General features: G+C 68.0%; 11 protein-coding genes. 4 read left to right on the plus strand and 7 right to left on the minus strand.

Features of this window, described 5'->3' with window-relative positions; all coding sequences use genetic code 11:
* Nucleotides 1-92: 92 nt before the first annotated feature.
* The gene (locus tag IEV93_RS07970; RefSeq protein WP_188488545.1) at nucleotides 93-2,096 is read left to right on the plus strand and encodes a cytochrome c oxidase assembly protein; all 2,004 of its coding nucleotides are present in this window, start codon (nucleotides 93-95) and stop codon (nucleotides 2,094-2,096) included.
* Here IEV93_RS07970 and IEV93_RS07975 read toward each other — a convergent pair.
* Nucleotides 2,079-4,421 carry a heavy metal translocating P-type ATPase gene (locus IEV93_RS07975; RefSeq protein WP_188488547.1) on the minus strand — a complete coding sequence of 781 codons (2,343 nt, stop codon included), beginning with the start codon at nucleotides 4,419-4,421 and terminating at the stop codon, nucleotides 2,079-2,081. The two genes, IEV93_RS07970 and IEV93_RS07975, sit on opposite strands and share 18 nt — an antisense overlap.
* Nucleotides 4,422-4,543: 122 nt before the next feature.
* Here IEV93_RS07975 and sigC point away from each other — a divergent pair, with 122 nt between their 5' ends.
* Entirely contained in the window at nucleotides 4,544-5,101 is a 558-nt protein-coding gene (gene sigC / locus IEV93_RS07980; RefSeq protein WP_188488549.1) for an RNA polymerase sigma factor SigC, read from the plus strand.
* A 20-nt stretch (nucleotides 5,102-5,121) separates the two neighbouring features.
* On the opposite strand, the gene IEV93_RS07985 is transcribed toward sigC, so the two are convergent.
* A complete protein-coding gene (locus IEV93_RS07985) occupies nucleotides 5,122-5,859 on the minus strand; it encodes a DsbA family protein (protein WP_188488551.1) in 738 nt (245 codons plus the stop codon).
* A gap of 109 nt (nucleotides 5,860-5,968) precedes the next feature.
* Nucleotides 5,969-7,273: a replication-associated recombination protein A gene (locus IEV93_RS07990; protein ID WP_188488553.1), complete on the minus strand. Its 1,305-nt coding sequence runs from the start codon at nucleotides 7,271-7,273 to the stop codon at nucleotides 5,969-5,971.
* Nucleotides 7,274-7,406: 133 nt separating this feature from the next.
* Between IEV93_RS07990 and IEV93_RS07995 the strand changes: the two genes are divergently transcribed.
* Nucleotides 7,407-7,820, plus strand: a complete 414-nt coding sequence (locus IEV93_RS07995; protein ID WP_188488555.1) for a hypothetical protein — start codon at nucleotides 7,407-7,409, stop codon at nucleotides 7,818-7,820.
* A gap of 88 nt (nucleotides 7,821-7,908) precedes the next feature.
* Nucleotides 7,909-8,037, plus strand: a complete 129-nt coding sequence (locus IEV93_RS22605; RefSeq protein ID WP_268237465.1) for a hypothetical protein — start codon at nucleotides 7,909-7,911, stop codon at nucleotides 8,035-8,037.
* On the opposite strand, the gene IEV93_RS08000 is transcribed toward IEV93_RS22605, so the two are convergent.
* The 4 genes from IEV93_RS08000 to IEV93_RS08015 form a co-directional block, all read right to left on the minus strand.
* Complete coding sequence (locus IEV93_RS08000; RefSeq protein WP_188488557.1) at nucleotides 8,034-9,848, minus strand: FAD-dependent monooxygenase; 1,815 nt, start codon at nucleotides 9,846-9,848, stop codon at nucleotides 8,034-8,036. The two genes, IEV93_RS22605 and IEV93_RS08000, sit on opposite strands and share 4 nt — an antisense overlap.
* Nucleotides 9,845-10,483, minus strand: coding sequence for a VOC family protein (locus tag IEV93_RS08005; protein WP_188488559.1), 639 nt, complete (start codon nucleotides 10,481-10,483; stop codon nucleotides 9,845-9,847). Before IEV93_RS08005 ends, IEV93_RS08000 begins: the two co-directional genes overlap by 4 nt.
* Before the next feature lie 17 nt (nucleotides 10,484-10,500).
* Nucleotides 10,501-11,457: a fumarylacetoacetate hydrolase family protein gene (locus IEV93_RS08010; protein ID WP_188488561.1), complete on the minus strand. Its 957-nt coding sequence runs from the start codon at nucleotides 11,455-11,457 to the stop codon at nucleotides 10,501-10,503.
* Between the two features lie 76 nt (nucleotides 11,458-11,533).
* Nucleotides 11,534-12,223 (minus strand): TetR/AcrR family transcriptional regulator, encoded by a 690-nt coding sequence (locus tag IEV93_RS08015; RefSeq protein ID WP_188488563.1) that lies wholly within the window; start codon nucleotides 12,221-12,223, stop codon nucleotides 11,534-11,536.
* Nucleotides 12,224-12,249: the final 26 nt, after the last annotated feature.

Genomic DNA, 12,249 nt, shown 5'->3' on the forward strand with positions numbered 1-12,249 from the left:
GGACCGTGGTCGCCGATGTCGGCGGGATTGGCGACTACGACGCCACGTCGTAGTCTCGGGGTTGACCTGATTCCCGAGAGAGTGGCGTGTCGATGTCCTCAGCAGCACCGGTGGCGGCCATACCGTCGGCGCGACGGACACCGACGTCCGTCTTCTTCGCCGCTGCCACCGTCCTCGCCATCGTCATGGCGGTGTACGCGCTGGTCAGCGGCCGCACCCCGTTCCTCGAGACGGGTGATGCCTTTCCGGGCCGATTCACGGCCACGATGACGCCGGTGCTGTTCTTCCTGGGCCTGCTCGCCGCCGCCGTGTGTGTCGGCGGGTTGGCTTTCGTGGCGATGGCCGCCCGCCCCGACCGGGACGGTGCCATCGGCTTCGAGGTGTACCGCGCCCACCGCATGGTGGAACGGGTCTCGATCGCGTGGGCGGTCGTGGCGATCATCATGGTCGTCCTGACCGCGGCGAACCGGTCGGGTATCGCCGTCTTCCGGGTGTTCGACGGCGCAGCACTGTTCAGCCTCGTCGATGCGACCGAGCAGGCCAAGGCCTGGGTCGTCAGCGCGCTGTGTGCCGTGGTGATCGCGGCCGTCGCCCGGTGGTCGTTGCGCTGGACGGCGCACGTCCTGCTTCTCGTCCCCGGTCTCCTCGGCGTGATCGCGCTCGGAGTGGCCGGAAGCGCAGGGCAGGGACCGGACCACGACTACACGACCGGAACCGCGATCGTGGTGTTCGCGGCCGCCGCACTCGCGATCGGCATGGCCGTCGCATCGGCGATCACCGCTGTCGGCGACACCCCCGACACCGACCTGGGGCAGACCGGCCGCCGTGTCCTCTACCCGACGGTCGCGCTGGTAGGCGCGACGATCGTCTACGCGGCGATCCAGATCGCGATCGGAGTCCCCGTCCGGTTCCTCGCCACCACCGCGTTCGGACGTATGGCGATCGTGGCCGTGATCGCCGCGGTCTTCGCGCTGGCGGTCGCCGCCCGGGCGCTGCGCGCATCACGTGCGACCACGTTGACCCGCTCGGGGTTCGTGTCCGCGACCACGACGATCGCCGTCGCCATGATGGTCTTCCTGGCCATGTGTGCCGGTATGGAGACGCGAACCGCACCCGGTCTGCTCGTGCACGACTTCACCGCGCTCGACGTCTTCCTGGGATACGACCTCCCCGATCCGCCGACGCTGCAGACGATCGCGACGATGTGGCGTCTGGACCTCGTAATCGGACTCGGTGCGGTGGTCGCCGCGGCGGCATACGCCCTCGGTGTACGGAAGCTCGCGCGTCACGAGATCGTCTGGTCGAGGTGGCGGACGATCTCCTGGATGCTCGGGTGCCTGTCGCTGCTGGTGGTCACCAGCTCGGGTCTGCGTACCTACGGCATGGCCCTGTTCAGCATCCACATGATCGAGCACATGGTGCTCAACATGTTCATCCCGGTGTTGCTGGTCCTCGGGGCGCCGGTGACGCTCGCGTTGCGTGCGGTGCCCGCAGCCGAGCGCGGGGCGCTGCCGGGGCCGCGGGAGTGGATCGTGTGGATGGTGCACTCACGGGTGACGGCATTTTTCAGCCATCCCGTCACCGCGCTGATCGTCTTCGTCGCCTCGCTCTACATCGTCTACTTCACACCGCTGTTCGGCACCCTGGCGCGCTACCACTGGGGCCACGAGCTGATGAGCATCCACTTCCTGGTCACCGGGTATCTCTTCTACTGGGCCATCATCGGCATCGACCCCGGACCGCGCCGCCTGCCGTTTCTCGCACGACTCGGCCTGCTGTTCGCGGTGATGCCCTTCCACGCGTTCTTCGGCATCGCCACGATGACCATGAACTCGGTGATCGGCTATGACTTCTACGGCTTCCTCAAGCTCCCGTGGATGACCGACCTGCAGCACGACCAGTTCCTCGGCGGTGCGATCGCCTGGGGCGCAAGCGAAGTGCCGGTCGTCATCGTCGTCATCGCGCTGGTGAGTCAGTGGGCGGCATCGGATCGTCGGGCCGGCGCCCGAGCCGACCGTCAGGCCGACGCCTACCCCGACGACGAACTCGCCTCCTACAACGCGATGTTGGACGAGTTGTCACGCACGCGACGCTGAGGACATCTCGTCCGAGGGGTCGTACACCGATCCGTCCGTACCGGTGTCCGCATACAGGTCTCGGCGAAGGGTGTCCGGGCGCTTGGCGAACTGACGGATGCGAAGGCTGTTGGACACCACGAAGAACGACGAGAACGCCATGGCCGCACCGGCGATCAGCGGGTTGAGCAGTCCGGCCGCGGCGATCGGGATCGCGGCGACGTTGTAACCGAACGCCCACACCATGTTGGTGCGGATGGTCCGGCGGGTCGCTCGTGCCAACCCCAGGGCCTCGGGCACGGTCATCAACGCATGCCGCACCAGGATGATGTCGGCGGCGCCGATCGCGACGTCGGTGCCGCGGCCGATGGCCAGACCCAGATCGGCGGTGGCCAGCGCCGGGCCGTCGTTGATCCCGTCACCCACCATCGCGACCGTCGCGCCCTGCGCGCGGAGCTCGTCGATGAGATCGACCTTGCCCTCGGGCAGGACCTCGGCCACCACCTCGGTGATCCCGACCCGCTCGGCGACCGCTCCGGCGGCCGAGGCGTTGTCACCGGTGACCAGCATGGTGCGCATACCGCGGCGATGCAGCTCCGTGATTGCCTCCGCGGCATCGTCTTTCACCGTGTCGGCGACGCTGATCGCCGCGCACACATCGGAACCGACACGTGCGTAGACGACGGTGTGACCGGCTTCCTCGCCGCGCCGCCTCGCCCGCGCGAGGTTTGCGTGCACGGTGTGCCCGGCCGAGATCCAGCGCGGCGCGCCGACGGCAACCGACCGTGCCCCGACAAGGCCGTGCACACCGTGACCGGTCTCGGCCGTGAAGTCCTCCACGGCCTCGTCCGACTCGGTGTCGGCCGACACCGACGCAGCGATCGCCTGGCCCACAGCATGTTCGGAGGCCCGCTCGAGTGCTGCGACCGCTCCCATGACCTCATCGCGATCCCACCCGTCGAGCAGGGTCACCTCGACCACCGACAGTTCGCCGTTGGTGACGGTCCCGGTCTTGTCGAACACCACGGTGTCTATCTGGCGCGAGGCGTCCAAGGCCTGATGGCCCTTCAGGAAGATGCCCAGCTGCGCGCCGCGTCCGGACGCGACCATCAGGGCTGTCGGCGTCGCCAGCCCCAGCGCACACGGGCAGGCGATGATCAGTACCGCGAGCGCGGCGGAGATCCCGGATTCCAGGCCCGCGCCGGAGAGCACCCACCCGGCGAGGGTCAGGGCCGCGAGGACGACGACGCACGGCACGAAGACCGCGGACAACCGGTCGGCGAGGCGCTGCGCGGTGGCCTTGCCGCTCTGGGCTTCTTCGACGAGGCGGATCATGGCGGCGAACTTCGTGTCCGGGCCGACTGCCGCGGCCTCGACGACGAGACGTCCGTTGAGCGCCACCGTCCCGCCGACGACGGTCGATCCGGCTTCCACGTCGACCGGTCGCGACTCCCCGGTCATCGCACTCATGTCGACACCGGCGGTTCCCGACACCACCAGCCCGTCGGTGGCGATGGTCTCGCCCGGGCGGACGACGAACTTCTGCTGCTCGTTCAGTTCGCCCACCGGGATGCGCATCTCGCTTCCGTCGGTGAGCAGGATCGACACATCCTTGGCGCTCAACGCGGCGAGAGCGCGTAGAGCACCGCCGGCATTGGACTTCGCCCGTGCCTCGAAATAGCGGCCGGCGAGGACGAAGACCGTCACGCCGGCGGCGACCTCCAGATAGATGGAGTCGCTGTGGACGATCGACTGCCACACACCTCGCGACGCGTCGTCGCCGTCGGTGCCGAACATCGTGTACAGCGACCACCCGGCCGCGGCGAGGATGCCGAGTGAGATGAGTGTCTCCATACTCGACGTGCCATGGCGCAGGTTGCGTGCGGCGACGCGATAGAACGGCCAGGCCGACCACGTCAGGATCGGCAGGGCCAGCGCCACGAGAATCCACTGCCAGCCCGTGATGCGGGTGTCGGGGACAACCGAGAACATGATCGACAGGTCGGCCAGGGGCACGAACAGCACCACGGCGACGACGAGTCGACGGAAGATCGACCGGGCATGGTCGCGATCCGGGTCGGAGTCGGAGGTGACCGTCTCGGCCCGAGGGGCGGCGGCGTACCCGGCGCGGTCGACCACCGCGCACAGTTCGTCGACGCTGACCGATTCGTCGGCGTCGACGGTGGCGATACGGGTGGCGTAGTTGACCGACGCCCGCACCCCGTCGACCTTGCCGAGCTTGCGTTCCACCCGCGTCGCGCATGCGCCGCACGTCATCCCCGCGACCTCGAGCTCGAGGCGGCGGGTGTGGGTGGAACTGAGGTCGATCTCTGGTGCGGTGGTCATGATCTGCGCTTTCCTGGCTGAGATGTCGAACTCGGCACCCTCGCGGTTGCCGGCCGGTCCACACGAGTGGTCGTCTCGCAGCGACTTCGAGTTCCCGGCGTCGGCACTATACGGTTGGCGACGTGAGGGCCGACGATTCCGACGACGACCACATCACGGCCCTCGCTTTCGCGGCTGCCCGTGGTGACCGTCAGGCTCTGGAATCCTTCGTCAAGGCTACTCAGAAAGACGTCTGGCGGTTCGTGAGCTACCTCAGTGACGCCGGTCGCGCCGACGATCTCACCCAGGAGACGTTCATCCGGGCCATCGGGGCCCTGCCCCGCTTCTCCGGCCGATCGACCGCACGCACGTGGCTCCTGTCGATCGCCCGACGCGTCGTCGTCGATCAGATCCGGCACGAACGCGCCCGACCGCCGTCGGCGTTCCGGTCCGCCGCCGACAGCGTCGTCGAGATCCCGGTCGGCGAGCGATACGAGGACCGCGTCGAATGGGACATGCTCATCAACGACCTCGAGGAGTCACGGCGCGAGGCATTCCTGCTCACGCAGTTCCTGGGTCTGTCCTACGCCGACGCCGCGGAGGTCTGCAGATGCCCGGTCGGGACGATCCGATCGCGCGTCGCCAGAGCCCGTGACGATCTGATGCAGGCCTACCGAGCCGACCAGGGGCGCACCGGCTGATCCGGCGTTTTCGCCGAATGTCACCGCGCCACTGCGGCGTCGACCGCCGCGATCAGCGCCGCAGGGGTGGAGACCTGCACCACCTTGCCGTCGATCTCCACCTGGGGGGTTCCCTGGAGGTTGTCCTTGGACTTCTCGCTCGTCTGTGCCCCGACCCAGCCTGCGTACTGCCCGTCCTCGATGCACGACCCGACCGATGACGGTGCGCCGGCCGCGGTCGCCAGATCGGTCAGGGTCGCGTCGGTGAGCCCGGCGCCGCCCTCGGCGGGTTGCCGGGCGTACAGCGCGTCGTGGAACGCGAGCCACTTGGTGAAATCGCCGTTCGCGGCGGTGGATTCGGCGACACAGGCCGACGCATTCGCCGAACGGGTGGAGTACTGCGTGGACGACTGCTGATCGAGGATCGCGATCGGCCTGTACTCCACGGCCACCTCGGGATTTGCGCGGATCTGCTTCACCGCGTCTCCGAACTGCGACTCGAACGCCTTGCACGCGGGACACTGGAAGTCCTCGATCAGCGTCAGTGTGGCCTTGGGCGCGGCGGGTCCGCTGACCCGGAAGGCGCCGGTGTCGGTGGCGACCGTCGGGGCCGCGGTGCCGCCGGACGTCGAGTCGTCCTTGGACACGATGAGTCCGATCCCGATGGCCGCCGCGACGACCACGACCACGGCGGTGGCCGCGACGCGGATGATGATGCTGCGCCTGCGCTCTGCGTCGCGCGGGTTGATCACCTTCGGTTTGCCCTTGTCGGCGGCCATGATGTGGTGCTCCTGTCGTCGTAGCTCTGATCCGGTCGCAGCACCCGGGGCACTGCGCTCACAACAGTGGTCGTACGAGCGGAGTCGATGGTTCCCGGCTTCTCACGAGTCAGTCGGTGTCGCGGATGCCGCCGTCCCGGAGTTCGGACCAGCGGCGCAACCTTTCGGCGACGGTCCGCTCGTACCCGTCGGCGGTCGGTTCGTAGAACGTGCGCCGTGGCATGCCGTCGGGGAAGTAGTTCGCGCCGGAGAAACCGGTATCGGTGTCGGGGTCGTACTGGTACCCGGCTCCGTAACCGAGGTCCTTCATGAGGCCGGTCGGCGCGTTCAGGATGTGCGCAGGCGGCATGAGGGATCCGGTGCGTCTGGCCTCCGCGAGCGCCCGGTCGAACCCGCGGTGGACCCCGATGGACTTGGGCGCCGTCGACAGATAGACGACCGCCTGCGCAAGAGCGAGTTCGCCTTCCGGGGACCCGAGGCGTTCGTAGACGTCCCACGCCGCGAGGGCTTGCTGTACGGCGTTCGGATCGGCCATGCCGATGTCCTCCACGGCGAACCGGGTGATGCGACGGGCGATGAACAGTGGGTCCTCGCCGCCGTCGAGCATCCGCGCCAACCAGTACAGGGCCGCATCCGGGTCCGAACCTCGCATCGACTTGTGGAGCGCCGAGATGAGGTTGTAGTGACCTTCCTGCGACTTGTCGTACAGCGGTGCCCGTTTCTGTACGGCCGCGGCGAGGGCGGCCGGGTCGACCGGTGCCGGCAGCGCGTGCACCTGCTCGATCATGTTCAGCAGGTACCGGCCGTCGCCATCGGCCATCGCGATCAGCGCCCGCCTGGCTTCGTCGGTGAGGGGGAGCGGTTGATCGTAGAGCGCCTCGGCGCGGGTGACGAGGACGCCGAGAGCATGGTGGTCGAGGCGCTGCAGCACGAACACCTGGCACCGGGACAGCAGGGCGCCGTTGAGTTCGAAACTCGGGTTCTCCGTGGTCGCTCCGACGAGGACGATGGTGCCGTCTTCGACATAGGGCAGGAACGAGTCCTGCTGGGCGCGGTTGAAGCGGTGGATCTCATCGACGAACAGCAGGGTGCCCTGCCCGACCTCACGTCGGGTCTGTGCTGATCGGAAGATCTTCCGGAGGTCCGCGACTCCGGAGAACGTGGCGGACAACGGTTCGAACACCAGATCGGTCTGTTCCGCCAGTAGCCGCGCGATCGTGGTCTTCCCGCATCCGGGAGGGCCCCACAACACCATCGACACAAGCCTTTTCGCCGTGACCAGCCGACCGATCGGTGCGTCCGGCGCGAGGAGGTGGTCCTGGCCGCTGACATCGGCGAGGCTGCGCGGCCGGAGCCGGTCCGCCAGGGGCCGTGAGGCGTCGTCGACCTCGAACAGCGACGGCTCGTCGGTCACGGTTGCTCCGCGCGGCGATCGTCGTCGAGGTTCACGTCCGTGGTCTGAGAAGTCACCGCCTCAGTGGAAACGATCCCTCCCGCGTCGGAGGTGTATATGTGGTGTAGATCACAAATTGCACAAGGAGCACGCCATGGCCGTCACCTTCAGTTTTCAGGCACCACATCTGCACCACAGGCCGGCGATGAGTGCGGCCCGCATTCGCCGCGCTCGACTGCGGCGCGCAGCCATGTGGGCGCAGGTCGGTTGGGCGGCGTTCATGGCGGGTTCTGCGGCTCTGGCTCTGGGATTGGCGGGCCTTGCGACCGGCCTCACGGTGGCGGGCATCGTCGGCCTGGCGGTGTGGGTCGTCGCCTACGGTCTGGCCATCTACTCGACCCGCGCACGAGCCATGGCCCGTGGAGACCGCACGCTCCAGGAGCACATCGCGCGCGTCAAGCGGTCACGATATCGCCGCTCGTATCCGTTGGCCCCGGATTCTGTTTCGTCCAATCACGCAGAGCCCTATCGCCCGACTCCGTCGCTGTTCGCGCCCGGCACCGACTGATCGCGCGAACAGCGGGCCGGCGTTGTGTCGGTAGGTCTCGGGGTGGATGATCGGTGTCGAGAGTTGTACATCGTCGTTAGGGGAGAGCATGTCGGTGCTGAAGTCGTTGTCGCGCAGGCCGGGAGTGAAGTTGACGGCCGCGTTCGTGGGCACGTACATCGCGTTCGCGACGGTGGGCTGGGGCCGCGCCGTCGCTGCTGAGCGTTCGGGGAACTAGCCCGCGGGCTCGTCTGGGAAGAAGGGCAGCCACCGCCGGCGGATGGTGTCGAGCAATTCCGGGCCACCTGCCCTGGCGTGACGGTCTGTCCGCCAGATGACGTGGCCGTCGGCGCGGACCACCACGGCGCCGAGGGTTCCGACACCGTAGAGATCGGCAGCGGTCTCCGGTGACGTGGCATCTCGCAGGTCGACGACGTGAGTCGTCAGCGGCGCCACCGCGGTGGTCGCGAGGTCGAGTACCTCCGTCCACTGTGCCGCGTCGGCAGTGAACACGGTCAGTGTCGTCGGTCGGGGGTCGACGAGTTCGAGGCTCGATCTCGGCCCGTCCGGGGTGTCGATGACCGTGTGCGGCAGACGGGCTCCGGGTTTCGTGGTGGGGCGGTACTCGACGACGTCGTCGGACCCGATGGCCGGCTCACGCTCACCCGGCTCGGACGCGATGAGGGGGCCGTCGTACCGATAGCCGTACTCGAGCCCGGTCGATACGAAGTGCGCGAGTTGTCCGGGGATGTTGCCGGCGACGAGGTCTCGGACGCGCCGTGCCCGCCACCCCGTTGACTCCAGGATCCGGGTGCGGGCCAGACCCGCGCGCGTGACCCGTTCCGCGAGCGGGGCCGCGATGCGTCCCGGTAGCAACGACAACGGGCGCCGCGACATCGCCGTGGTCGCTCGCTGCAGCATCGTGTTCCGCACCCCGAAGTACTTGGTCGCGGAGTCGAGGTGGAAGTGGTTCGCGACGCTGTGTCGGGCGAACAGATCGATCACCGGGCGCCGTTCGACCTCGTAGGTGTCGAGGAGACGGTCGGTGGCCGCGCCGCCGAGGATGGCGTCGAGCTTCCACGCGATGTTGTGCGCGTCCTGCACGCCGCTGTTGAGCCCGTACCCGCCGGTGTGGGGGAACCGGTGCGCGGCGTCGCCGGCCAGGATGAGGCGTCCGCGTCGGAACACCTCCGCCGTCTGTGACGTCATCGTCCACGTCCCGGTGGAGACGATGTCGACTTGAGGGCCCTCGCCCAGCACCGCGGGAAGCGTTCTGGCCCAGAAGGCCTCGCGGGATGTGGCCACATCCTGGTCCGGATGCAGGTAGGTGTTCATCAGCACATAGTGGTCGTCGGCGTGAGCGATCATCACGCCGGCGAAGTTCGGCTGATAGATCCAACTGAGCAGGGGACGTGCGTCGGCGGGATACAGGCCCGGCGCACGGAAGAATGCGCTGCCCATCCGAGCCAGCACCGGGCCGTGTATCTCGATCCCCGCTGACTCGCGCAGGTCGCTGTTGGAGCCGTCGGCGCCGACGATGTAGCGCGCGGTCACCTCCTCGCCGGTGCTCATCGTCGCGGTCACCGCGTCGCCGTGCTGCTCGACGTGTTCGACTCGGGTGGACCGCCGGAAGTCGACCAGCGGCTCGTCATCGAGCGCCGACCACAGCACCGGCATCAGCTGATGCTGTCCGACGTGGGAGACCAGGAAATCGCTGTGCGACCTGACCCGCGCGAGTTGCTCCGGCCGGGACGCGAGGTCGATCTCGCCGAGCGGTGGACCGTTCAGGTCCGAGCACCAGCGGATGAGGTTCACCGACTCGATCGGCGGCGCGAGTCCGGAGATCTCCTCCGCCAGCGCGGGGTCGGCCTCACGCCAGATCTCCAGGGATCGCCCGTGGATGACGTGAGCCGCGGGATGGGTGAGCTCGTCTGCGCGCCGGTCGACGATGATCGTGGGGATCCCGCGACGTGCGAGCAACAGTGCCGCGGTGGCCCCGGTCGAGCCGGCGCCGGCGATCACCACCGGGACCGGATCGGTCGTGCTCACAGCGTTCGGAACGTGATCGCGCGCTTGTTGACCCGTGGTTTCGTCCCCGGCCGGACACCGGCGTCGCGTCGCAACAGCGACTCGGTCGGGGCCCCGTCCCGCATCCGTTCGAGCAGGTAGGACGGGTCGATGGTGACTCCGATCGGGTTGGCCTCGAATTCGCGACTGGAGAAGAACTCCGCGGTCGCCTCGGGCGTGGGGAAGTTCTCGGTCTGGAACTCCAGCCGGATGCCGTCGGGATCCTCGTAGTACAGCGAGGTGGTCGGACCGTGGTTGATCGACCACACCGGCGTGATGCCCGCGGCGGCGAGGCGCTCGTAGTTCAGCAGCAGTGGCTCGAGCGAGGTGTAGGTGAACGCGAGGTGGTCGACGCCGAGTACCTTGCGACGAAATCTGGCCAGCGGGAACAGGTATCGCACCACCGGCGGTACCTTGACCAGCGCCAGGCGGTGGCTCTCGTCGTCCCAGGTGAGGAACGCGATCTGGTCATCCTCATGGACGACCTGCGCGCCGAGCACCGTCGAGTACCAGTCGATCATCTCGGTCGGGCGAGGCGTCTTGACCACGAAGTGCGCGAGCAGGTCCGGCGCGAGTGCTGTCGTGGTGGGGGCGGGGCTCGGTGTGTGCGAGGGCATGTCGACTCCTTCGGTGATCAGTGCGGCGCGACGATCGGTGTGCGCTGCTCACCGAGATCGAGGGCGCCGTCGGAGGATCGGATGGTGGCGGTGACGGTGTCGCCCGGCTTCAGGAACGGGCCGTCGAGGTTGCGGCGGATGAACAGCTTCCACATCACGTGCTCGGGCAGCAGCGCGGTGGCCAGTCGTCGCACTATCGCCGGCGGCGACTTCGCCGCGGTGCCGTGTGGGGTCCCGGTGAGGAGAACGTCGCCGACGGCCATGTTGCTGAACGTGCTGAGCTCGGTGAGTGATTCGGCGGGACGGTACACGAAATTGGCGGTGGTGTCGGTCTGCCGGAGGTCGCCGTTGACGTGGAGCCGCAACACCATGTCGTCGAGGCGGTCGTGGTCGGCGTCATCGAGGATCGCCAGCACCGGGCCCAGCGGGCAGAAACCCCGATAGCTCTTGCCCTTCAGGTACTGACCCTGCGGCAGTTGGACGTCGCGGGCCGACAGATCGTTGGCAATGGTGACGGCGACAACGTACTCCCGCAGGCTTTCCTGGGTGATCGTCACCGGCGCGGTGATGGCCTTGCCGATCACCAGTGCGAGCTCGATCTCGTGGTCGAGCAGCGCGACGTGGGCCGGACGGGTGACCGGGGCGTGCGGTCCGGTGACCGAGGCGTCGGCCTTGTCGAAGAAGAGATTGAACGCGCGGTTGTCGGGATCCATGCCGGAGTCGATCGCGTGCTGCCGGAAGTTGGCGCCCTGGCACAGCACTCGGCACGGGGTGGTGATGGGCGAGCGCACCTCGACGGCATCGGCCTGATGGGTCGGCGGGCGCGATGCCGCAGAGGTCCAGTCGTCCCGGCCGTTCTCCAGCAGCTCCGCGGTCGTCGCGTACTGCCCCTGCAGCTCGGTGATCCCGGCGGGGGACACGACACCCCATCGCACGGCGTCTCCCGTCGAGTAACGGCTGAGATAGGTCGCCATCGTCTGAACTCCGTCCGTGGTGGATCTCGGAGTCTCAGGCTAACCCGTTCACTGAACGGCAGTCAATGAACAGCGGTCACTTCGCTGGTCGGTCGTGATCCATCATGGCGGCAGCGGAGAGGGTGGCGATGGGCTCCCGCAGGTCAGGGCAGCCATCCAGGTTCTGCACGCCCTTCAGAGCGCCGATACCGAGTTCAATGAACGACGTGACGAGGGCGTCGACGGGGATGGGGTCAGGATCGTTCAGCCACCATGACGACGCCTCGTCGAACGCGGCCACCAGGGTGGTGCCGACGAACTGCATGAGCCGGTTGGTCGGGTCCAGTTCCAGCGATCCCGCCAATGCCTCCAGGGCCCGGGTGCGACCACGGTCGGACACGGCGGCAACCGTCGGGTCGGGGTGCCGCCGACCGACGATCAGCCGCAGCGCGACGCCTCGATGGGTTGCGAGGTAGGTCAGATGGGTGCGCAGTGCGGCTCGGATGACCGTCGGGGTGTCTGCGCCGACCGGGGTGGTGAACGCGGAATCCATCTGCGCGACAACGCTGTCGAGGACCGCGCGGTAGATTCCCTCTTTGTTCGAGAAGTGATGGAACAGCAGTCCGTGGGCTACGCCTGCGCGTGTGGCGATGTCTGCGATCGTCACGTCGCCGTAGTCACGCTCGGTGAACAGCTCGGAGGCGGCCGTCAACATGCGGTCGCGGGTGGCGGCCTTCTGCTGCGCTCGCGTCGTGGCGGGACGGGCCTGTCCGGTCTCACCCGTCATGACTCGAGACCCCAGATGACCACGCG

The sequence above is a fragment of the Williamsia phyllosphaerae genome, from assembly GCF_014635305.1.
In the GTDB taxonomy this organism is placed as follows: Bacteria; Actinomycetota; Actinomycetes; order Mycobacteriales; family Mycobacteriaceae; genus Williamsia_A; species Williamsia_A phyllosphaerae.

Coding starts and splice junctions, on each gene's coding strand:
- IEV93_RS08010 (WP_188488561.1), bottom strand. CDS start 11,457: ATGGCGACCTATCTCAGCCGTTACTCGACGGGAGACGCCGTGCGATGG.
- IEV93_RS08005 (WP_188488559.1), bottom strand. CDS start 10,483: ATGCCCTCGCACACACCGAGCCCCGCCCCCACCACGACAGCACTCGCG.
- IEV93_RS07970 (WP_188488545.1), top strand. CDS start 93: ATGTCCTCAGCAGCACCGGTGGCGGCCATACCGTCGGCGCGACGGACA.
- IEV93_RS22605 (WP_268237465.1), top strand. CDS start 7,909: ATGTCGGTGCTGAAGTCGTTGTCGCGCAGGCCGGGAGTGAAGTTGACG.
- IEV93_RS07995 (WP_188488555.1), top strand. CDS start 7,407: ATGGCCGTCACCTTCAGTTTTCAGGCACCACATCTGCACCACAGGCCG.
- IEV93_RS08015 (WP_188488563.1), bottom strand. CDS start 12,223: ATGACGGGTGAGACCGGACAGGCCCGTCCCGCCACGACGCGAGCGCAG.
- IEV93_RS07975 (WP_188488547.1), bottom strand. CDS start 4,421: ATGACCACCGCACCAGAGATCGACCTCAGTTCCACCCACACCCGCCGC.
- IEV93_RS07985 (WP_188488551.1), bottom strand. CDS start 5,859: ATGGCCGCCGACAAGGGCAAACCGAAGGTGATCAACCCGCGCGACGCA.